Origin of the sequence: Chryseobacterium sp. RLHN22 (genome assembly GCF_051011795.1) — a bacterium.
In the GTDB taxonomy this organism is placed as follows: Bacteria; Bacteroidota; Bacteroidia; order Flavobacteriales; family Weeksellaceae; genus Chryseobacterium; species Chryseobacterium zhengzhouense.
The window spans coordinates 23,557-47,462 of the sequence record NZ_JBPCHW010000019.1 but is presented as its reverse complement, the minus strand read 5'-3'; the positions used below and the strand labels follow the sequence as shown (position 1 = coordinate 47,462).

Sequence of the window (23,906 nt, the reverse complement as noted above, 5' to 3'; positions counted from 1 at the left end):
AATGAAAATTTTAATTATACAAAAAAAATTCATGGGTGATGTCCTCGTGACCTCAACGATATTACCTCAACTCAAAAAAAAATATCCTCAATCAGAAATCAGCTTTCTTTTGGATGAAAAGCATGCTCAGATATTAAAAGGAAATCCTTTTATAGATCATTTTCTTTTTTTCCATGAAGATGGGCTTTTAAAAACTGTATCTCAGGTAAAAAGCAAGAAATTTGACCTTGTCATTGATCTTTATTCCAAAATAGAAACCGGAATTATTTCTCTGTTTTCAGGAGCGAAGACCAGAATTGGCTTTTTCAAAAACTACACACAGATATTCTACAATAAACCTGTGAAGAGAGAAATGCAGGTTAAATCTGTAAATACTACATTGGGTATTGAGCATCGTCTTCAAATGCTTGAACCATTAAATATACCTTTTGAAGAAGCTTTCCCGAAAGTCTATTTATTAAATGAGGAAATTGAAAATGCAAAAAAAATTCTCGCTGAAAATAGTTTATCGGTAAATGATCAGTTAATCATGATCAGCACTTTTGGCAGCTCAGAAGAAAAAACTTATCCGGTAGAATATATGGCTGAGTTGCTGCAATTCATAGCAGATCATAAGCCTGAAGCAAAAATTCTTTGCAACTATATGCCTGCGCAAAAAGAAAAGTTTCTCGATTTGTGCAATTCCTTACCCGAAAAAACACAAAAAAATATTATCAAAACATTTGATACAAAAAATTTACGAGAATTTACCGCTGTTACGAGCCTTTGCAAATGCCTGATTGGCAATGAAGGCGGAGCAACAAATATCAGTAAAGCGCTAAACGTTCCTACTTTTACGATTTTTTCACCTCAAATAAAATTATCAGACTGGGCATGGACAAGCAATCCCAAAATGGATAAGTTTTTGCATGTAACCGATTATGTGCCAAATTCAACAGACTATTCAGACTTTAAGCCTTCGCTTTTGGAAAAGGATTTAAAAGAATTTTTGGACAAAACCTTATTAAATTAATTGCTGATTTTCAAAGGATGAAAGAACCTAAAAAGCTTGTACTTCTTATAACCTACGACAATTGGGGTTATAACCAATATATTGCTGATGCATTGGAGGACAAATCGTACGATGTCATACATATTGATTTTCACAGTTTTCGATATAAATATCCAGGACTTGCCCATAAAACATTAAATTTTTTCACTAAAAACTTAGGAATTGTAAATCTTAAACATGTTTATTACAACGAAGTTATTTTAAACAAGCTTAACGACATCAAAAGTATTGACACTACGATTTACATTAAGGCCGATTTTTTATCAAAACAAACCATTGAAGCCATCAATGCAAAATCAAAAAAATCGGTGCTGATTATCAGTGATTCCATAAACAGATACCCAAAAACAAAAAATATACTTTCTCTTTTCGACAAAGTATTTTCGTTTGAAAAAAAAGACTGCAAAAAATATAATTTAAGCTTTAAAACAAATTTTATTTATAAAACGGCAGACGTCATTCAGACAAAATTCAAATACAAAGTATTCAATATAAGCTCTTATGACAACAGATTTCCGATCATAAAAAAGATTGCCGAAACTTTGTACACCATGAATGTGAAAAGTAAGATCATTATTTTTTCGAAAAAAGAGAATACAGAACCTTATCTTGAGTTTTCTAAATCTCCTTTAACCATCACAGAGATCAACAATTATCTGGAAGAGTCAGAAATTATGCTTGATGTTAGCAGATCAAGACAGCAAGGTCTGAGCTTCAGAGTTTTTGAAAGTTTAGGGTTGAGAAAAAAACTAATTACAACCAATAAAGATATTGTGAATTACGATTTTTACAATCCTGAAAACATTTTGGTCATTGATGACATTGAGAACATCACAATTCCACAAGCTTTTCTCGAAACTCCTTATCGTGAAGTTTCCAAAAATATTCTTCATCAATATCTGATAGAAAACTGGGTAGAAGATTTGGTTAATTAATATTTTGTAATTTTAAAAATTAAATGGTATTATCGCACCGTCAAATTGAGATACTGCCTCAATCAAATCCTATTCATTAACTGAGATTCTATGATTTCATATAAAAATACTTCCAAGATCATCATATTTTGTCCCCCGAAGAAAGTGACAGGTGGTCCGGAAGCATTGCACCAGCTTTCAAACAAGCTTTATGAGTTAGGATTTGATAATGTATTCATGCATTACGTTCCTAAAAAGGCAAATGCAAAAGCTATAAATTATAATATTTATAAAACCCAGGAAATTCACAATATAGAAGATCATCCTGACAATATATTGATCATCCCGGAATCGATGACTTTTCTAATAAAAAAATACCCTCAGAGTCAGAAAATCATTTGGTGGTTAAGTGTAGATTTTTATAAAATTTTAATGGATTACAGGGTCAGAAAACAAAGCTTCATTACCAAACTATTCTACAATCAAAACGATAAAGAATATCATTTTGAAGCACTACCCAATGTTTATCAATGGGCACAATCTTACCGGTCGAGTGTTTATCTGAAAGATCACGGAATTCCTGAAAGCCAGATCGATTTTGTCTGTGATTACATTAATCCGATATTTTTAGAAAATAAAGAACCTATTCAGAAAGATCTTAATAACAAAACGATTCTATACAATCCTAAAAAAGGAAAAAAAGAAATTTCAGCGCTTATCAAAGCATCACCGGATTTGCAGTGGATTCCTATTCAAAATATGAATGCTTTGCAGATCAAGGAACTGATGTCACAATCTTTATTGTATGTAGATTTTGGTGAAAACCCAGGAAGAGATAAAATGTTGAGAGAATCTGTATCTCAGGATTGCTGCATCATTTCAGGAAAGAATGGATCTTCCGCTTTTTATGAAGATTTAATGATTCCTGAAGAATATAAATTTGAATTTAACGAAAGTAAAATTCCGGTGATCGTAGAGAAAATAAAAGAAGTTTTGAACAATTATCCGCAACATATTCCGCAATTCAGAGTTTATAAAGAGATGGTACTCAATGAGGAAATGACATTTGAGAAAAAGCTGCAGGAAATATTCAGAAAATGAAATTAAAGAAAATTACTTTAATCTACCCTTTTGCGTATGGCTATATTGATTTTGTAGTCAAAGAACTGCAGTCTTATTCGTCAATAAATGTTACAGATATAAAAACGGATATTATAAAATATAAATATCCGCACATAGGTGCTAAAGTCTGGAACGGAATTACGAAACTGTTTGGCAAGAACAAAAAAAGAGAATTTTTTAACAAGCAAATTCTTCAGCAGATCAAAGAAAAACAGGATTTTATTTTCATTATCCGTCCCGATCTTATGGATTTGCACATTTTGGAGGAGCTTAAAAAAAGAACAGACTGTTTCATTGCTTATTACTATGACAGCTGTAAAAAATATCCGCAACAGCTTGAAATCGCTCATTTTTTTGACGAGATTTATTCTTACGAAAAAGAAGATATCAAAAATTATGGTTTTATTGAAACGACCAATTTCATTTATGACGAAAAAATAGAATCGAGAGAAATTAAGTATGATATTTTTAACATTTCATCTTATGATACCCGAATTGAAGAAATCAATCATCTATCGAAGATTTTAGCAGATGCAGGATTAAGAATAAAATTTATTTTATTCTGGTTTGAAAAATTAAATTATCCATATCTGACTTCCATTACAGAGTACCTCAGCTTGGAAGAAACGAAGAAAATTATTGCTCAGGCCAAAGCGATGATTGATATACAGAGAGCAGATCAGAGAGGGTTATCATTCCGAACTTTCGAAAGTCTTGGCTATCGAAAAAAGCTTATTACAACCAATTCGGCAGTAAAGGAATACGATTTTTTTCATCCAAATAATATGATGATTATTGACAGCAAGAATGTTAATACAGATTCTATAAAAGAGTTTCTTGATCTTCCGTATGTAGAAATTTCACAAGATATACTCAACAAATACAGTGTAAAAACTTTTACCACCAACATTTTTAAATTACAACCCGATGGGAATTAAAAGAAAGATAAAAAACTATATTCACATAAAGAAATATTATCCTTTATCTGACAGAACAATTGCTCACGATGCAAGTAAGAAAACGATTCTTATTGTGGATAGCCAGATTCCTACTTTCGATAAAGATTCGGCATCCAACAGACTCACTGAGATTGCCAAATTCCTTGCAAAGTATTATAATGTTTATCTTATGGACTGGCGAAAATCTATTCCTACGGTAGAATTTAAAAAATATATTCAGAATCTGAATGAACATAATGTAAATGTTTACACCCCATTCATAAATAATTTTGGAATATTAAAAGGGAAAAAATATTTTCTAAATAATCTTATACCCAAAATAGACTTTGTTTGGTGTCACAGACCGGAACTTTTTGAATATTATTTAGACTTTTTCAGGAAAAATGCGCCTCAGGCGAAAATTATTTATGACATGGTAGACATCCATTATCTGAGAATGGAACGTGGTCTGGAAATAAAATACGATAAAAAGAGAGCTAAAGAACTCGTAAAATACAAATATATTGAAACCGAGCTTTGCAAAAAGGCAGATAAAATCGCTGTAATCAGCGACAAGGAAAAGGAATTCATGAAATCCTTTGTAGACGAATCTAAACTGGTTACGGTGAGCAATGTTCACAATCTTAAAGTGAAACCTGAAGAAATGCCTTCATTTGAAGACAGAGAAGGAATATTTTTTATCGGAACTTTCTTACACGATCCAAACGTAGATGCCGTTGAGATTCTTTATCATAAAATTATGCCGCTTGTGTGGCAAAAAATGCCTGATCTTAAAATTACAATCATCGGTTCAGAGGCTCCGGAATCCATCCAAAATATGAACTCGGAGAAGTTTGAAACTGCAGGATATGTTGAAGATATCATTCCATATTATGAAAAATGTGTTGCTTCGGTTTCTCCTCTTCGTTTTGGTGCGGGTGTAAAAGGTAAAATTGGCCAGGCTCTAGAATATACACTTCCTGTTTTAACGACAGAAATAGGCGCTGAAGGTATGTTTTTGGAAAACAGAGTTACTGCTCTCATTTCAGGAAATGACGACTATCAGAGTTTTGCCAATCATATTATTGAAATCTGTACAAATAAAGAGCTTTGGAACACATTGCATAACAATTCAGAAAAAGGAATTTACCCTTTCTCCATTGATGCGCAAAAAGATGAAGTTTTGAAATTATTTAAGTAGATTATTGCTAGCCTGAAGTTATTTATCTTCTAAAATTTTCTTGTAGATCTCGATCTGTCTTTCGGCAGATAACTCCCACGAAAACTTTTTAGATTGTTGCAGCCCTTTTTCAGAATACATCTGTCTAAAATTTTCATCTACGTATAAATTAAGCATCGTTTGATGCAGGGCCTTTTCATCTTTAGGTTCAAGAGTAATCCCCCCTTCTCCTACAACTTCCGGCAAAGAAGAAGTATTTGAAGTTACGGTAGGAACACCACACTGCATTGCTTCAAGTGGCGGTAAGCCAAACCCTTCATACAATGACATATAGTAGAAAGAGTGAGCATTACTGTAAAGGCTTGCCAAATCTTCATCAGGAACTCTTCCTGTAAAAATGATCCGATCTTTAAATTCTTCTGCATTCTCATACTCGTTAAATATTCGGTCATAGTCCCAACCTTTTGAGCCTACCAAAACCAAACTTAAATCATCAATTTTTTCAGTTTTAATAAGCTTTAAAAAAGTTCTGATCACATGATCTACATTTTTTCTGGGTTCAAGAGTACCAAGACTAAGAAAATATTTTTCCGGCAGATTATATTTCTGCTTGATCGATTGAAATTTCAGCTGATCTTTACAAACATAAAAAAGCTCATCTGAGGCAGCTAATAAGTTTACAAAAACATGATTAGGATTGAGGTACGGAGCGTAGTTTAAAAGATCTTTTTTTGTATTTTCCGAAACACATACGGCATAGCCGTCTTTTCCTATACTCGCAATAATTTCTTTTATTAGATCTGAAGTAAAGTGCAGATCGGGAAACAAAACAGGAATCAGATCATGAATTGTAATGACTTTTTTAAGATGTGGGTATTTATCAATCTCTTTATTTATTGGATAATAGAAAGAATGAAATATTTCAGCATCTTTAAACAGGTTTTCGAAAAGTGTATTTTTATAATTATAGATTCCTATTTTTTGGTATAAATATCTGAACAGTTTCTCTTTTCTTAATGGCAAGAATCTCCTCTTTTCTCTATTGTTTACAGGAGACATTTTGACGTTTTCCTGTTCAAAAAAAACATCCAATTCTTGAGTTGAAGTTTCATTATTGAATATACTCAGATGAGAATAAAATATTTGAACTTCTTTTTTACGACTTATTTTTTTTATTAATTCAAGAGCTACCCTGAAAATTCCAGTTCGGTTATCTTTATAAAAATCTGCTATAACATCAGCATCTAAAATTACTTTCATAATAATAATTCAATCTATAAAGTGTCGTAAAAAGAATTTTGCTGTTCCTGTCTTTCTATATCTTTTATGTGCAAAAGGCAAAAAGAGTAATCAGCTATTGGAAGGCCAAATTTGTTATCATAGTTACAAAGCTTCTCGTGAACCTTATTTTCCCATTTTATGCCTTTATTTAGTTTAAAAATACGATCCTGATAATCAGGAAAATTAATGTAACCTTCATCGTTAAGTTTCCAGTTCCATTTTGCTATATGTTCTTGAGTAATTCCATTTACAATATTGATTCTTGGAACCATCAGTACATCTTTTTTTCTTTTCTTAAATAAAAAATACTTGAGATTTTGTATTAATGATTCTTTCGGAATTTCATCTGCATCGATCTGGAAAAGATAATCCTTTGTAGCAGTACTTATCAGATTATTCTTAAAACTTGCAAAATCACCATTAAGACGGGCTTCCAGCCTTATAATCTTATTTCCGTAGGTATCTAAAATATCTGAAATTTTTTGATTTCTATTTGTAATATCCTGTAAAACGATAACCTCATCAGATTTACCAACCAACGGCAACAAAACATCAAGCAGTTTAGAAATCTCATCAATTTCATTATTTACCGTAATTCCGTAGGAAATTTTAGGTAGCGGTAGTATTTTTTTTAGCCAGTTCATCAAACGCCAAGCTGTTTAGTTATTAATGAATTTTCAATCGATCTGGGTTTATTGAAAAATATAAGTGGACGGTAAGGTTTTAGTACTTTGTGGAAAATTTTCATGAAAAAATTCGGATTTACAAATTTTCTATTCCCTTCTTTTATAATGAAATGTAAATTTGATATAGAATCATACGTTCGATCATTAAATGACTTACCATTCACATAAATCATTATATCGTGTTGCCTTTTTTCAGAAACAGGTTTAATTCTTTCTGTTAAACTATATTTAGTATTAGTTTGCTCTTTTTCCACATAATTTTCAAATGGAAAATCAACGTATATCTTATCTCCAAATGGCTCTATTTTTTCTAATATCTCTAAATTTCCATTGCTAATAACTATTCCAATATCATATTTTGTAAATACATCAGAACGATTAGAAAATCCCCATTTCCTGAAAAAATTTCTTCTGGATCGGTCTTCAATAATTTTCGTTTTGTTGGCATATTCTTCTGAAAATCTCGAAGTTTTACTGACAAAATGATATACTATTGCCGTATTGACTAATATTGTTTTTAATCCTAATAATTTTAAACGTATTATTAAATCATCATCTTCACAGAACATGGGGTCAAAAAGATTATCTAATCCTCCAATCTTCATAAGTATTGATCTTTTGACACATAAAAAAAATGATGTATGATCCGTATTTGTTACAATCTCAGTCGTTTTACGAATAAATTGATCTTCAAAATCGAAAAACTTCTGAAAATTAAATGTTTGAATATCATCTCCAAAATCCTGATTTATTTTCCAGTCTCTGACATCTCCGGTGAAAATTGGAGGTTCAATAATTTTATAGCAATTAATCGCATCATCAGCAATGTTTTCTTCAAGATTAGAAACAAAATTCTTCCCGAGAATCATGTCATTATGCAAAAAACACACATATTCCCCAGTTGAGATTTCCGTTGCTTTATTGTAGGTATCTGAAAGCGTTTTATTCTCAGCGGAAAAGTAATATTTTAAATTTTCATCATTCAGATTTTCCAACCATTCATGTGTACCATCCGTGCTTCCGAAACTAACAAATACAATTTCAATAGATGGGTATAATTTTCTCACATTTTCATAAAAAAAAATGGTGTATTCTAAATTATTTTTTAACCCTACTAAAAAAGATATTTTTGGTTTCATACAACTATTTATTCTCTATCGTAAATATCCTCAATCCTCACGATATCATCCTCGCCGAAATAAGTTCCTGTCTGCACTTCAATGAAAACAACAGGTTTTTCAGAAAGATTCATCATCCTGTGTTTTGCACCCAACGGAATAAAAATGCTTTCGCCATACCCCAATTTAATTTCTTTATCATCCAAAACAACAGTGGCGTCACCTTCAATGATCGTCCATTGTTCCTGTCTCTTGTGATGATATTGGTAAGATAATTTTTGTCCGGGATTTACTTCTATTCTTTTCAATTTGTAATTGGGTTCATCAGCCAAAACATAGTATTTTCCCCAAGGTCTTTCTCCGATTTCTAGCATATTATAACTTTATGGTCTACAAAAGTAGAATTATTTTTTCCAAAATGATTCGGGTTTAAAAAAAAAGTTAGATTTTTGCTCTTACTAATAATACCAAATGAAAATCAGTGCATTCAGCTATGTAAGAAATGGCTTTACTTATGGTGTTCCTTTTCTGGAGTCAATTAAATCGGTTCTCCCGCTTTGTGATGAATTCGTAATTGCAGTGGGTGATTCCACAGACGGAACCAGAGAAGCAATTTTGAATCTAGGCGATCCGAAAATAAAAATAATTGATACGGTTTGGGACGACAGTATGACAAGAGGCGGAAAAATATTTGCCCAGCAATGTAACATCGCCTATGACAATGTATCGAAATCAGCTGATTGGATTATTCATATTCAGGCTGATGAAGTGCTGCATGAAAAAGATTATCCTTTGATTTTATCTAAAATTAAAGAAGCTGATTCCTATCCCGATATTGACGGACTTTTACAGCCATTTATTCATTTCTGGGGTGATTACAACAGTATTCGTAACAGCCGCAGAGTGCATAAAAATGAAATCAGAATTTTCAAATATGATCCTAATATCAGAGCGTATATCGATTCTCAGGGGTTCCGAAAATTCAAATCTATCGAAAATTACGAAAATGGCTCCGAAAAAGGAGAAAAATTGAGAGTATTAGCTTTAAATGCTCCTGTTTACCATTACAGTTCGGTAAAATCTAAAAGAACAATGTCATTAAAGGCCAATAATTTTGTGTATTATTATGGTCATTCCGATAAAAAGTTAGAAGAAGCGCCAAAAGACGAATTCAATTATAATACAGTCGACAGAGTGATAAAATTTACCGGAACACATCCCCAAGTAATGGCAGAAGCTATTGCAAGCTATGATTTCATTTTCAATCATGATAAAACTCAGGCAGTCTGGAAAAAGAAAGACAGATATCTGCAGCCTATAGAAGATTTGCTGAAAATCCGTTTCGGAGAGTACAAAAATTACATTCTGATAAAAAATCCAAAATAGAATTCCTTTTTTTTACAAGAAAGTCTCTTTAAATTTGCACCAAAATTAAAATTAAAAATGGAGAAAGTAAGAGTACGTTTTGCTCCAAGTCCTACAGGACCTTTGCATTTGGGAGGCGTAAGAACCGCATTATATGATTATCTTTTTGCTAAAAACCAAGGCGGAGAATTTGTATTGAGAATTGAAGATACAGATACTGCAAGATACGTGGAAGGAGCAGAAGATTATATCGAAGAAGCCCTTGAATGGTGCGGAATCATTGCCGACGAAAGTCCTAAAAAAGGAGGAAAATTCGCTCCATACAGACAATCCGAAAGAAGAGATATTTACGACAGATATACAGAGCAGATCTTAAAAACAGATTATGCTTACATTGCTTTTGACACAGCCGAAGAATTAGACGCAATCCGTGCTGAATACGAAGCAAAAGGTGATGTTTTCTCATATGACAATAAAACAAGAAACCGTTTAAGAAACAGTCTTGCTCTCTCTGAAGAAGAAGTGCAGAAATTACTGGATCAAAAAACACCTTACGTTGTGAGATTCAGAATGCCTGTTGACAGAACATTAGGTTTAGTAGACATTATTAGAGGAAATTTTTCTGTAAATACAGATACTTTAGACGATAAAGTTTTGGTAAAAAATGACGGAATGCCAACTTACCATTTTGCAAACATCATCGATGACCACGAAATGGAAATTTCTCACGTTATCCGAGGGGAAGAATGGTTACCGTCTTTAGGTTTGCATACTTTACTATATGAAGCAATGGGTTGGGAAGCACCTCAGTTTGCACATCTTTCTTTGATTTTAAAACCAGATGTATCCACATTAATTAATAAAGAAAATATTGATAGCATTACAAAATCTTTCACAGAAGAATTTGTGGCAAAAAACAGTCAGTTTTCTTTTGATGACTCGGCTGCAATTATTAAATCTTTCTTTTCAGAAGTGAAAAGTCCAAGATTCAAATCTATGTTGGGAGAGAATGAAAAGGATAATGAAATAACAGCTTCTGTAAAACAGTTTTTAAAGAAAGGAATTTCAGGAAAACTAAGCAAAAGAGACGGCGATAAATTCGGATTCCCGGTTTTCCCGTTAAACTTTACAGATCCTGCGACTGGAAATGTTTCCAAAGGTTACAGAGAAAGTGGATATCTTCCGGAAGCTTTTATCAATATGGTGGCGCTTTTGGGCTGGTCACCTGCCGATGATAAAGAGATTTTGTCTTTAGATGAAATGGCAAAAGAATTTGATTTAAATAAAGTTCATAAAGCCGGCGCAAGATTCAGTAAAGAAAAAGCAGAATGGTTCAACCATCAGTATATCCAGAAAACTTCGGATGAAGAATTGCTGAATATTCTTAAAAATTCAGATTTAAGTTTACATATTTCAGATGAAAAATTAATGAAGATCATTCATCTGATGAAAGAAAGAGCAACCTTCCCGAAAGACATCTACGAAAACGGAAAATTTTTCTTTGAAGCGCCCACTTCTTACGATGAAAAAGCGTCAAAAAAAGCTTGGAATGATGAGACTTCTACAATTTTAGGAGAATTAGCAACAAATTTGGAGGGTGCTGATTTCACGGCTGAAAATTTAAAGCAAATTGTTCATGATTTTGCTGAAAATAAGGGATTAGGAATGGGTAAAGTAATGATGCCGCTTCGTTTAGCATTGGTAGGAGAGCTGAAAGGACCAGACGTTCCGGACATCATGGAACTTCTTGGTAAAGAGGAAACTACCGTTAGAATAAACAATGCTATAAATAATTTTAAATAAAATTACCATAATTTTTCATACATTTGAAAGATTTAATTTACTTCAAGAAATGGAATATTTAAGTTTCGAACTTCCTATCAAAGAATTAATGGAACAATACCAAACCTGTTCTTTAGTAGGAGAAGAAAGTGGTGTTGATGTAAAATTAGCATGCAGCCAGATCGAAGACAAGATCATAGAAAAGAAAAAAGAAATCTATGGAAATCTTACCCCTTGGCAAAGAGTACAACTATCTCGTCATCCGGACCGTCCTTATACATTAGATTATATCAATGGCATGGTAGACAAAGGAAGCTTTCTTGAGCTTCACGGAGACAGAAATTTCGCAGATGATCCTGCAATGATCGGTGGTTTAGCAACCTTAGACGGGCAGAAAGTAATGATTATCGGAACCCAAAAAGGAAGAACTACAAAAGAAAGACAATACAGAAGATTCGGAATGCCAAATCCTGAAGGATACAGAAAAGCTTTAAGACTAATGAAGCTTGCTGAAAAATTCAGAATTCCTGTAGTAACTTTGGTTGATACACCGGGAGCTTATCCAGGTCTTGAAGCTGAAGAAAGAGGACAAGGTGAAGCCATTGCAAGAAATATTTTCGAAATGACGATGCTTAAAACTCCTATTTTCACTTACATTATTGGTGAAGGAGCAAGTGGCGGAGCATTAGGAATTGGTGTTGGTAACAAAGTATATATGTTGGAAAACACTTGGTACACCGTAATCGCGCCGGAAAGCTGTTCATCCATCCTTTGGAGAAACTGGGATCACAAAGAAGATGCAGCCAATGCATTGAATCTTACTCCCAAAGATGCGTTGAGAGAAAAATTCATCGACGGAATCGTGGAAGAACCTCTTGGAGGAGCGCATTACGATCCTGAAACAACTTATTTAAATTTGAAGAGTTCAATTTTACAGAACATCAAAGCGTTTTCAAAATTTACAGGAAAAGAGCTGGAGACCCAAAGACAAGACAAATTTATTGCGATGGGACAGTTTAAAGGATAATATTCAAAACAAAAAGGCGGTTAAGAAAATTCTTAACCGCCTTTTTATTACTATTCAGCAACGTTCAGCTGAATTTCTATGTCTTTGTTTATTTTTTTCAGTGAGGAATATTTTGCATCACAAACTGATGTGGTCACCACATAATCACCTTTTTCAATCAGAACAAAATTATCTCCTTTTGCAGGAACATCAAGATTGTAATATTTTTTACCGCTGATTTTAACAACCAACCTGCATTTCGAAAGATTTTTAATATTCACGTAAGCTTCGTTGTTATTCGGATCATTGCTAAAAAGATGCGTAAGCAGTGATGCCGTCTTTTTTGCCTGCTCGCTCGGCTCCGACTTTTTACTTGAGCTTCCCATTGACGCATAAGTTACCGTACGTTCCGGCGTTGCTGTTTTTGCAACAGTAGCCAGATCTTTACCTTTATTCAGCTCATTGTTGCTGACAATTTTCTCAATTTTATCTTTACTGATTGGCTTAATCGTCGGTTTGGCTTCAACCGAATTATCTGCCATGATGATCTTCACCAGTTTTTTTTTAAGATCACCGATTTTTTCATGACCCGGATTCTGCTTAATAAAGCCGGCAATGATCCTGGGTTCTGAGCTCGCCATAGCCTCTTCAAGAGTATAAATGATTACCACTTCTTTTTCTGCGACTGCTTTGGTGGCTTTGGCTTTTTTCTTCTTCTGAGCAAAGCCTACACTGAAAACGGAAAGGAATATGATTAGAAATATTTTTTTCATGTAGAGAAAACCTTTTAAAAAATTATTAAATAAATACTATAACGTTAAAAGTCATTTTTTAGTTTATCATTAAAATCATTATCTTTGCACATCTTAAAAATAAACTATTAAAGTTAATCATAATTTTAAATAAAAAATAATAAATATTATGTCTTATACACCAGCTGCTGCAGACGTAGCAAAATTAAGAAACCAAACAGGTGCAGGTATGATGGACTGCAAGAAAGCTTTAGTTGAAGCAGAAGGAGACTTCGAAAAAGCAGTTGATATCCTTAGAAAAAAAGGACAAAAAGTTGCAGCTAACAGAGCAGACAGAGAGTCTTCTGAAGGTGCTGTAATCGCAAGAGTAAACGAAGACAACACTTTAGGTGTAATCATTTCTTTGAACTGCGAAACTGACTTTGTTGCTAAAAACGAAGCGTTCATCGAGCTTGCTTACGAATTGGCTGAAATGGCTATCTTCGCTGCAACTAAAGAAGAATTATTGGCTACAGATTTCCACGGAATGACTGTTGCTGAGAAATTAATCGAGCAAACAGGTGTTATCGGTGAAAAAATTGAGATCGGTGCTTTCGAAAGAATCGAAGGACCATTCTTGGGAGCTTACATTCACGCTGGAAACAAAATCGCTGCCATCACTTCACTTTCTGCAAAAGTAGACGGAGCTGACGAAGCTGCTAAATCTGTTTCTATGCAGGCTGCTGCAATGAACCCGATCGCTCTTGACGAAACAAGAGTTTCTCAGGAAACTATCGATAAAGAATTAGAAATCGAAAGACATAAACTTACTGAAGAAGGTAAGCCTGCAAACATTATCGACAATATCTTGAAAGGTAAAATGCAGAGATTCTACAAAGACAATACTTTGGTTCACCAGGATTTCATCAAAGACAGCTCTATGTCTGTTGCTGATTATGTAAAATCTGTAAACGGAGATCTTAAAGTAACAGGATTTATCAGAGTTAGCTTATAATCTTTTAAGATTAAAAAAATTGATCCCGATGAGAAATTCATCGGGATTTTTTTTGCTATAAACGATAATTGCAATATTAATAATTCATAAAGCATATTTTAAATTAAATGAAATTTTATTAAATTATAATGAAATGTTAAAAACAATGTGTAAAAAATTGATTATTAATGCTTAAATTTGTCGCCCCTAAAACTGAGGCATGAAAAGACTTCTACTGATTATTTGTACATTTTGGTGTTTAATCCTTAATGCTCAACTTGATAATGAACACTGGTTTGCACCCATGTCGGCAAAAGCCGGAACAAGCGGACTTGAAGGATATCTATATTTATCTACCAATGAAACGGCTCCTTTCTCTGTGCAGGTTTTCAATAACAACACATTATATACAACTGTTCAGGTAAGCAAAAACAATCCTGCTCAGGTCATTATACCGAATAATTTTTTAATTGCATCATCCCAATCTCAATTGTTTACTCCAAATAATATGGGACTGAATGTAAAAGGGAGCAAAAAATTCTTTGCCAATTACAGGTTTGCAATGCCAAATCATGCCGAGATTTTAACTTCAAAAGGCTCCGCAGGATTGGGCACAATATTTTATGCAGGGGTCGCTCCGATTTCAGGGTCGGAAGATCATATGAATGCGACCATCGGAGTAACTGCTACTGAAGACAACACCGTAGTGACTATTTCAGGATACAATCCGAATATTACTTTTTCAGATGGAGTTTCTTCTCCCACAAGAACATTTACCCTTAACAAAGGAAAATCTTATATTTTAGATGTGGTAAGCTCATGGTCGAATGTCAATAAAAACGGGCTTGTAGGCGCTAAAATTGTTGCGACAAAAGCAATTTCTGTAACTAACGGAAATTTTAATGCCGCTTATACTACTCAGAACCTTACCAATAACGATATTCTTATGGACCAGGCAGTTCCTGTAGACCGTTTAGGAAAAGATTTTGTAGTGGTAAAAGGTAATGGTACAGTAACCTCCCAGATGGAAACCGCTTTAATTATCGCTACGGAGAATAACACTCAGATAACTTTTAACGGATCCGGAGCTACAACAACGCTTAACGAAGGACAGTATTATCTCGTACCAAGCGCAAGATACCAACATCAGGGAAATGGTCATTACAATATGAATATTTCTTCAACGAAAAACATTTACGTATATCAATTATTGTCAGGTGCGACCAACGGAAATGAGTATGCTTCCGGAGGAATGAATTTTATACCACCATTAAGCTGTTTCATGCCCAATAAAATTGATGAAATTGGATTTATTAATCAGATTGGTGGTCAGAATTTCGCCACGAGATTAAATATTATTACTCAAGCCGGAGCAACAGTAACGTTAAACGGAACAAATATCGCTGCAGCAAACGGCCCCTATCCTGTAACCGGAAATGCAAACTGGGTAAGCTACTCTATTCAGAATGTTACAGGAAATATTACTTTGAACTCTACAAAAGCAATGACAGCAGGAATCGCAGCAGGAAGTGGCGCAGTAGGATATGGCGGTTATTTTGCAGGATTCTCATCGGTTCCGGCCATCACAAAAACCGGAGATTGTTATGCCGGAATTCAGCTTCAGGTTGATAATAATTATGATGCTTATCAATGGTACCTGAATGGTGTTGCAATATCCGGAGCGACAACCTATTTCATCAATCCGGAATTATACGGAGCCGGAGCTTATACCTGCTCTGTTACAAAAAATAATTGTGAAACAAAACTGACGACAATTTACAATTACATTTTATGTCCGCCAATTTCCACAACAACTTACACGATCGGATCTTGTAATACAAAAGTAATTACCCCTACATTTACGAATTCCACACAAGCTATCGTTCCGTCTCTTACATCCATAATTTCCCAGCCAACCTCAGGTACAGCAACAGTAAATCCGACAAACGGGCAAATCATTTATACTCCAAACACAACAACAGTAAACACAACAGATTCATTTATCTATTATATCCAGGGCAATGGAAATCCTTTCGCTTTCGAGTATTTTAAAATTATTATCAACACAGATGTTCTTCAGGTCAACAATGCTTCATTAAGTTCATGCAGCAACGCTTCAGGAAACGGAATATATGATTTGACTACCGCAAATATCACCTCAGCACCAGGAGCTACTGTCACGTATTTTACCAATTCAAACTTAACGGGTCAAATACCTTTACCTACAAGTTATACAGGACCTGCAGGAATTATTTATGCGAATGTAACTTCAGCTTATGGATGTACAAGAGTTGCGCAAATTACTTTAACGGTTACCCCATCTCCGAACATCAACACATCAAGTTATAATGCTGTTCTCTGTGATGACAATTTTGACGGAATTGTTAATGTAAACTTCAGCAATGTAACTCCTCAAATCGTTGCAAACTCAGGAAGTTTAACAATAAGATATTATTTAAATCAAACTGATGCCAACGCCGGAAACAACAACACCCTGCCTACAAACTGGACGTATACAGCAAATACAACAGTTTATGTAAGAGTTGACGGTTCAAGTTCTGTTTGTCCTTCATCTTTCGGGCAAATTGATTTTAAAATTGGTAATAAAATAACTTTATTAACCACAAATGTTACAACCGAAATTTGCGACAATGATTTAAATGGCTCTCAAGATGTTATTTTAACCAATTATAAGAATCAGTTCACAACAGATCCTTCGGTTACCCTTACTTTCCACGCAACATTAGCTGATGCTCAAGCGGGTGTAAACTCTTTAGCAACCAACCAGACAATTACTTCCCCTAAAACTTTCTATATAAGATTTACAAGTGGCAATGGATGTCCAAACACAGCTACCTTAATGATTAGCTTAAAATCTCCTAAAAAATCTGATGTTCTCAGAGATCAGGTAATTTGCTTAAATGATAAAGCCGTTTTAAATGCCGGTGACGGATTCACATCATACCTTTGGAGTACAGGTGCTACAACTTCTTCTATAACCGTGGATACAGGAACATATTTTGTAGATCTTGAATTTAACGGTTGTGTTTACAGACAAACGGTAACAGTAACTGCGGCTCAGGCTCCGACAATTACGAGCATTGTTGTAACAGGAACTACTGCGACAATAAATGTTTCAGGTGGCACTGCTCCATACCAGTATTCTCTGAACGGATCGGATTATCAAAATTCAAATGTTTTTAGCGGACTTACAAGAGGCCCGCACAAAGTATATGTAATCGGAAGAGATGGTTGTCAGCCTGTAATTAAAGATTTCTTAATTTTAAATTTAATCAATACGATTACACCAAACAGCGACGGAAAAAATGATGTCTTAGACTATTCTGATTTAAAAATTAAAGACCAGGTAAATATTGAAGTAGCAGACAGATATGGCGCTGCAGTTTACAAATCTTCAGGCAATAATTATAAATGGGATGGCAAGTCCGGCGGAAGAAACCTCCCAACGGGAACGTACTGGTATATTATCAGATGGATTGAGCCAGATACAAAATTACCAGTTTCACATTCAGGATGGCTATTAATTAAGAATCGAGAGTAATTTTCAAACTTTATTTAAGATTTATTAACAATATATTAATTTTTATTTTAATTTTGTAGAAATCCTAACTCCATAAGTTTATGAAAAGATTTCTACTCAGCTTAGTTTTGGTTTTTCTGACGTTCGGCTCTCTTTTTGCACAAAGAGATACCGATCATTGGATTGCACCTTTCTATGCATCTTCAGCTACTACCCAGGCAATTTATTTGTCTACAGATTCCGTAACGCCTTTTGATGTTACAATTACCAGCAACAGTTCTACAGCCCCGGGTAATGTATTAGGAGTCGTTACGATTAGTAAAGGAGATCCAAAAATATTTGCGATTCCTCCAGCCAATATATCAGTAAATACCGCTGCTAATGCATTTAATGTAATCAACAGAGGAATTTCTCTTAAGGGTGCTAAACCATATTTTTGTACATTAAGGCTGGTGAGTAGCCCTACTCCTACTACTCATGCAGAAATTCTTACGAGTAAAGGAAAAGCCGGCACAGGAAAAGAATTTTTTGTAGTGGCTACACCGTCCACTGCTGGTTCAAGTAATTTTACTGCTGGGGTAATGGCAACCGAAGATAATACAGTCGTAACAACCACTTGGAACGCACCTGTTACATTTATAGGTGGGGCTCCTACTACCACAACCAATACTTTCACGCTAAATAAAGGAGAGTCTTTTGTATATGCAGGTTTAGGTAATGCAAACATCAACAACTTTATTGGTGCGAAGATTGTGGCAAGCAAACCTATTGTATTAACCAACGGAAATGTGAATGGTAATTTTGGAGCTTCTACAGGCGGTGGATCTGATATTATATTAGACCAGTCAGTACCAGTAGAAAGATTAGGAAGTACGTTCGCTATGGTGAGATCCAGATCTTCTTCCGCAGATTTGGAAGGGGGCATTATTGTAGCTACAGAAAATAACACACAAGTATATCTCAACGGATCGGGTACTTCGGTTGCAACGCTTAATCAAGGTCAGATGTATAGAATATCTGGAAGTGATTATGCAGCTCAAGGAACATCGGGGCATTATAATATGCTTGTTACCACTTCTAAAAATGTGTATTTGTATCAATTGGTTTCCATTCTGAATCAGAATGAAACAGGGGGATTCAATTACATTCCGCCTTTAAACTGTTTTTTACCCAGAAAAATTGATGAATTACCAAAAGTCGACGAAATGCCTACAGGACCAGGAGGTGCAAGCGTCGTACCGATGAACACACAGAACATTAAATTAAACATCATTACAGAAGCAGGAGCTACTGTTACATACAGTGTCGATGGAGGGCCCGCGACCACACCTACTGCTGCACAAGGCCCATACCCTTTAAACGGAAGTACGGCATGGGTAACCTACGGATTGGAAAATATGTCGGGAACGGTAACCATTCAATCCAATAAAGCCGTTACAGCGGGCATCAATGGAGGATATAATACTTCAGGCTATGGAGGGTACTTTGCCGGATTCTCTTCTGTCCCGGTAATTGCCAAGCAGACTGGAGAATGTATTCCGGGAATCATTTTGGAGGTAGACGACAGCTACGATACGTATCAGTGGTTTTTAAATAACGCTCCTATTGCAGGTGCTACCAGCCACACGATAACACCAACAGTTGCAGGTAATTATACCGTAAGAGTAACAATGGGAAGCTGCCCTCCGGTGACGACTCCTGTTTATAAAGTATTTACATGCTTAGGACAAACTACACAGAACATCAATATCTGTGGTACAAAAGCTATTACACCTACCTTTACAAATTCTACCCAAACTCCTGTTCCAAGTACAGTATCAATTATTACTCAGCCTACGCAAGGTACAGCAACGCTTAATCCTTCAACGGGAGTAATTACCTACGTTCCTAATCCTGGATATCTTGGACCTGATAAAATTGTATTTAAATTCTGCGGAAATGCGACAGAATTCGTAGACTGTGAACAAATAACTATTAACCTTAATGTAGTACCTTTTGTACTAACGGACAGAACGATAAAAGCTTGTCAGTATTCAGGGAAAGGATTTTTTGATTTGACAACTGCCAATGTTACCGACAATGCGGTTCCGACAACAAAGAAATTCTATCCTACTTTAGCTGATCTTAACGCAAATACTAATCAGATTACAGATCCTACCAATTATTTTTCAGGATTGGGATCAGTATATGTAAGAGTTCTTACTGCAGAAGGATGCGTAGGAAATGCTAAAATTACTTTAGATTTCTATCCTACTCCGGTAGTGAATGAAGCTACCCTTACAGAATGCTTCATAGAGAACAATGAAACTAAAGCTCAATTTAACCTTACTACAGCGAATGTAACAGCAGAAACTCCTGTTACCAAGAAATTTTACCCTACTTCTACCGATGCAAGTAATGGTACCAATGAAATTATTTTAGGTGTAGATTCTTACATTTCAGGAAATGGATTTGTATATACCAGAGTATATAATGCAAACGGATGCTATGCGATTGCTAAAATAAATTTAAAGGTAACACCACCTAAAAGATCTCCGTTATTAGTGGATAAATATATCTGTATCGATGAAAGAACTACATTAGATGCAGGACCAGGTTACCAATCTTACCGTTGGAGTACAGGAGCAACTACACAATCCATACAACAGGTTCCTGTAGGAGAATATTGGGTTATACTTCAGGATTCGGGATGTGCAGTGAAACAATTTGTGAGTGTGAAGAAAGCACAGGATCCGGTTATCACATCTATTGAAATCTCAAACAATACAGCAACCGTAATGGCAACCGGCGGAATTGCACCTTATGAGTATGCTGTAGATGGAGTAGCAAATTGGCAGAGTTCTAATATATTTACAAATCTGTCAAGAGGTCAGCATACGTTCTACGTAAGAGATTCTTTCGGATGTACACCTATTTCTGTAGAGGTTACCATACCAAATTTGGTAAATGCAATTACTCCGAACGGAGATAATGTGAATGATTATATAGATTACAGAGAGCTCGCGTACAAAGAAAATCTTATATTCGTAATCTATGACAGATATGGTAACAAAATTTTTACGGGAGACAAGCTTAATAACTACAGATGGGACGGAACTCAGTCTAATAAAAAAGTAGTTACCGGAACTTATTGGTATCATATTACATGGAATGAGCCAAATGAAACCAAAACTCCTATTAAATACACCGGATGGATTTTGGTAAAAAATAGAGAATAAGAAAATAATCAATAATAACAGGAGCCACAACTTAAATGTTGTGGCTTTTTGTTAATTATTTTTGAATTTTTTTTTATATTTTCTATAATACATTTAAAATATTCTACTATTTTTGTATGAATCCTAATTCTACGCTTATGAGAAAACTTTTACTCACGTTTTTATTACTTATCCTCAGCGGCAATTTTATTTTTGCCCAAAGGGATACAGAGCATTGGATAGCGCCATATTTTGCATCCACCGCTGTTACAGCACAGTCACTTTATCTTTCTACAGATTCCACAACACCTTTTGTGGTAACGGTATACAGTAATAGTGTCGCATTGGGAACGGTTACAATTAGCAAAGGAAGCCCCCAAACCTTCATTGTTCCAGCTTCAAATATTTCTACCAACAATAATTCGGAAGCTTTTACCGTGATTAATAAAGGATTATATATTAAGGCAGATAAACCTTTTTATTGTACCCTGAGAATGGTAAACTCAACTCAGCATGCCGAAGTGGTTACCAGCAAAGGTAAAGCTGGTATTGGTACACAGTTTTTTGTAGCAAGTACTCCTTCTACTCAGACTGCTTCTAACAATTACACTGCGGGTGTTTTAGCAACAGAAGATAATACAACAGTTACTGCTACCTGGAGTGCTACAGCAGTTTTCTCATTCTTTGGAGCAACTCCCACAACAAACACCCATACATTTGTTTTAAATAAGGGGCAATCTTTTATTTTTGCAGGACCAATATCTGCTACTGTTCCATTTATGGGTGCAAAAATTGTTTCAGACAAACCCATCACTCTTACGAATGGAAATGTGACAGCCAATTTTGGAGTGAGCACTTCTTCCGGAAGAGATATTATATTAGATCAGTCTGTACCAACAAGCAGGCTCGGAAATACTTTTGCAATGGTAAGAACGAGATCAACCTTTCCAGATCTGGAAGGAGGAATTGTAATCGCCACTGAAAATAATACGGAAGTATATTTAAACGGATCTAGTACTCCTGTCGCAACATTAAACCAAGGACAATGGTACAGAATTTCCGGAAGCAACTATATTGTACAGCCAGGAGGATCGCACGCTAATATGTTTATAAGTACTACAAAAAATGTTTACCTATATCAGCTGGTTTCGGTAGACAATGACAGTGCTACCTGTGGCTTTAACTACATCCCTCCTTTGAACTGCTTTTTGCCTAGAAAAATTGATGAGATTGGCAAAGTGGGTCAAATGCCGACAGGTACAGCAGGAGCCAGTGTTGTACCTAGTGGAACTGTCGTAAAGCTTAATATTTTAACTGAAGTGGGTGCTACAGTTACTTATACCGTTAATGGAGGAGCACCTATCACTCCTACAGCAGCACAGGGTCCGTTTCAGTTGACAGGAAATACTAACTGGGTAACCTATGCAATACAACCTATTACCGGGAACATCTCCATACAATCCAATAAAGCAGTAACTGCCGGAATTAACGGAGGACATAGTACTTCCGGATACGGAGGATATTTTGCCGGATTTTCTTCAATTCCCCTAATTGCAAAGAAGACAGGAGAATGTATTCCTGGGCTAATACTAGAAGTAGACGACAGCTATGACACCTATCAGTGGTTCAGAAACGGCATTGCTATTCCGGGAGCAAACAGTAATTCATACACGCCAACACAATCCGGAAACTATACAGTGACTATTACGGTAGGATCTTGCCTTCCGGAAACCACTCCTGTTTTCAAAGTATTTACCTGTCTTGAAAAAACAAATCAGACTAAAACAGTATGTGAAGGCTATTTAAATATTGTCCCACAATTTACAACGTCACCACAAACATTTACACCTGGAAGTGTACAGATTATTACTCCGCCAACAAACGGTACTGCAATAATCAACCCTACGACAGGAGTTATAGGATATACTCCTAACAATGGCTTTGTGGGAACAGACACAATTGTTTACAAATTCTGCGGGAATGATCCTGAGTTTGTAGACTGTGAGCAGATTACTTTAACTCTGACAGTAGCAGAAAGCCCTGTCGTGAACAAAGCTACACTTAGAACCTGCTTCCTTGAAAGTAATGTTGCAACAGGTCAATTTGACTTAACAACTGCAATAGTTACTACACAAACCGGAGTAACCAAGACCTATTATCCATCATTAACTGATGCACATAATCAAACAAATGAAATTCTTCAGCCAAATCCATATATAGCTCCAAATGGTGTTGTCTATGTGAGAGTAAGCAATGCAAACGGATGTTATCGAGTAGCAGAAGTAACACTTATTGTTCTTCCTCCTGTAAAATCTACCGTTTTAGAAGATAAAGTAATTTGTATTGAAGATAAAACAGTATTAGACGCAGGACCTGGGTTTGACGGATACGAATGGAGCACAGGAGATACAACACAAACGACCTCTGGTGTAGGCGTAGGAACCTATTGGGTAAAATTGAAAACTGGCGACTGTATCACCAAACAAGAAGTAAAAGTGTATGCCTCAGAGCAACCTGTTATTACAAATGTTGAGGTATCCAATACAAGCATTACAGTATATGTAACCGGAGGAGTTGCACCTTATGAATATTCAATAAATAATATCAACTGGCAGTCATCTAATGTATTTACGGATCTTCCGAGAGGTGACATTAAAGTTTATGTAAGAGATACATTCAATTGTGTTCCTATGGAAGTAAATATTACGATTCCTAATATTGTAAATGTAATTACTCCGAATTCTGATGGTGTAAATGATATTTTAGACTACTCGGCTCTTGCTAACAAGCCAAATTTAGTATTCAATATCTTCGATAGATACGGAAACAGAATTCACCAGGGCAATAAAGAAAACGGATATACCTGGGACGGAACTACCAATGACAGGAAAAAAGTTTCGACAGGAAATTACTGGTACAGCATCAGCTGGAATGAAAACAATAAGGCTAAAACTCCAATTAAATTCTCAGGTTGGATCTTAGTTAAAAACAGAGAATAAT

At 35.2% G+C, this 23,906-nt stretch carries 17 protein-coding genes; 12 read left to right on the top strand and 5 right to left on the bottom strand.

Translation table 11 applies throughout. From position 1 onward, the window contains the following. The first annotated feature begins 1 nt into the window (after nt 1). The 5 genes from ACR1PN_RS16540 to ACR1PN_RS16520 all read left to right on the top strand — a co-directional run bounded on the left by ACR1PN_RS16540 (nt 2) and on the right by ACR1PN_RS16520 (nt 5,226). Nucleotides 2-1,012: a glycosyltransferase family 9 protein gene (locus ACR1PN_RS16540; protein ID WP_433980927.1), complete on the top strand. Its 1,011-nt coding sequence runs from the start codon at nt 2-4 to the stop codon at nt 1,010-1,012. A 17-nt stretch (nt 1,013-1,029) separates the two neighbouring features. Continuing rightward, nucleotides 1,030-1,986, top strand: a complete 957-nt coding sequence (locus ACR1PN_RS16535) for a hypothetical protein (protein WP_433980926.1) — start codon at nt 1,030-1,032, stop codon at nt 1,984-1,986. Between the two features lie 90 nt (nt 1,987-2,076). Beyond that, complete coding sequence (locus tag ACR1PN_RS16530; protein WP_433980925.1) at nt 2,077-3,066, top strand: hypothetical protein; 990 nt, start codon at nt 2,077-2,079, stop codon at nt 3,064-3,066. Beyond that, nucleotides 3,063-4,025, top strand: coding sequence for a hypothetical protein (locus ACR1PN_RS16525; RefSeq protein ID WP_433980924.1), 963 nt, complete (start codon nt 3,063-3,065; stop codon nt 4,023-4,025). Before ACR1PN_RS16530 ends, ACR1PN_RS16525 begins: the two co-directional genes overlap by 4 nt. Beyond that, nucleotides 4,015-5,226: a glycosyltransferase family 4 protein gene (locus ACR1PN_RS16520; RefSeq protein ID WP_433980923.1), complete on the top strand. Its 1,212-nt coding sequence runs from the start codon at nt 4,015-4,017 to the stop codon at nt 5,224-5,226. The genes ACR1PN_RS16525 and ACR1PN_RS16520 overlap by 11 nt, the downstream gene beginning before the upstream one ends. Nucleotides 5,227-5,244: 18 nt before the next feature. Here ACR1PN_RS16520 and ACR1PN_RS16515 read toward each other — a convergent pair whose 3' ends face one another. Genes ACR1PN_RS16515 through ACR1PN_RS16500 form a run of 4 tightly spaced genes read right to left on the bottom strand, consistent with a single transcriptional unit; the run spans nt 5,245 to nt 8,664 of the window. Further along, complete coding sequence (locus tag ACR1PN_RS16515; RefSeq protein ID WP_433980922.1) at nt 5,245-6,465, bottom strand: glycosyltransferase family 4 protein; 1,221 nt, start codon at nt 6,463-6,465, stop codon at nt 5,245-5,247. Nucleotides 6,466-6,479: 14 nt separating this feature from the next. After that, a complete protein-coding gene (locus ACR1PN_RS16510; RefSeq protein WP_433980921.1) occupies nt 6,480-7,130 on the bottom strand; it encodes a glycosyltransferase in 651 nt (216 codons plus the stop codon). Then, a complete protein-coding gene (locus tag ACR1PN_RS16505; protein ID WP_433980920.1) occupies nt 7,130-8,311 on the bottom strand; it encodes a glycosyltransferase family 2 protein in 1,182 nt (393 codons plus the stop codon). Before ACR1PN_RS16505 ends, ACR1PN_RS16510 begins: the two co-directional genes overlap by 1 nt. A gap of 8 nt (nt 8,312-8,319) precedes the next feature. After that, a complete protein-coding gene (locus ACR1PN_RS16500; RefSeq protein WP_433980919.1) occupies nt 8,320-8,664 on the bottom strand; it encodes a phosphomannose isomerase type II C-terminal cupin domain in 345 nt (114 codons plus the stop codon). 97 nt (nt 8,665-8,761) lie between these two features. Between ACR1PN_RS16500 and ACR1PN_RS16495 the strand changes: the two genes are divergently transcribed. From ACR1PN_RS16495 to ACR1PN_RS16485, 3 genes are read left to right on the top strand one after another with little or no spacing between them, the layout of a single operon-like run. After that, nucleotides 8,762-9,676: a hypothetical protein gene (locus tag ACR1PN_RS16495; protein WP_433980918.1), complete on the top strand. Its 915-nt coding sequence runs from the start codon at nt 8,762-8,764 to the stop codon at nt 9,674-9,676. 57 nt (nt 9,677-9,733) lie between these two features. Further along, nucleotides 9,734-11,458 carry a glutamate--tRNA ligase gene (gene gltX / locus ACR1PN_RS16490; protein WP_433980917.1) on the top strand — a complete coding sequence of 575 codons (1,725 nt, stop codon included), beginning with the start codon at nt 9,734-9,736 and terminating at the stop codon, nt 11,456-11,458. A 49-nt stretch (nt 11,459-11,507) separates the two neighbouring features. Beyond that, on the top strand, nt 11,508-12,464 hold the full coding sequence (locus ACR1PN_RS16485) for an acetyl-CoA carboxylase carboxyltransferase subunit alpha (RefSeq protein WP_378181148.1): 957 nt from the start codon (nt 11,508-11,510) through the stop codon (nt 12,462-12,464). A 50-nt stretch (nt 12,465-12,514) separates the two neighbouring features. Here ACR1PN_RS16485 and ACR1PN_RS16480 read toward each other — a convergent pair whose 3' ends face one another. Beyond that, the gene (locus ACR1PN_RS16480) at nt 12,515-13,216 is read right to left on the bottom strand and encodes a DUF6759 domain-containing protein (protein ID WP_433980916.1); all 702 of its coding nucleotides are present in this window, start codon (nt 13,214-13,216) and stop codon (nt 12,515-12,517) included. Nucleotides 13,217-13,364: 148 nt separating this feature from the next. Between ACR1PN_RS16480 and tsf the strand changes: the two genes are divergently transcribed. From tsf to ACR1PN_RS16460, 4 genes are all read left to right on the top strand, one after another. Beyond that, on the top strand, nt 13,365-14,189 hold the full coding sequence (gene tsf, locus ACR1PN_RS16475) for a translation elongation factor Ts (RefSeq protein WP_378181154.1): 825 nt from the start codon (nt 13,365-13,367) through the stop codon (nt 14,187-14,189). Between the two features lie 199 nt (nt 14,190-14,388). Next, nucleotides 14,389-17,730 carry a gliding motility-associated C-terminal domain-containing protein gene (locus ACR1PN_RS16470; RefSeq protein ID WP_433980915.1) on the top strand — a complete coding sequence of 1,114 codons (3,342 nt, stop codon included), beginning with the start codon at nt 14,389-14,391 and terminating at the stop codon, nt 17,728-17,730. 80 nt (nt 17,731-17,810) lie between these two features. After that, nucleotides 17,811-20,927, top strand: coding sequence for a gliding motility-associated C-terminal domain-containing protein (locus tag ACR1PN_RS16465; protein WP_433980914.1), 3,117 nt, complete (start codon nt 17,811-17,813; stop codon nt 20,925-20,927). Nucleotides 20,928-21,064: 137 nt separating this feature from the next. Next, entirely contained in the window at nt 21,065-23,905 is a 2,841-nt protein-coding gene (locus ACR1PN_RS16460; protein WP_433980913.1) for a T9SS type B sorting domain-containing protein, read from the top strand. Nucleotide 23,906 lies beyond the last annotated feature (1 nt).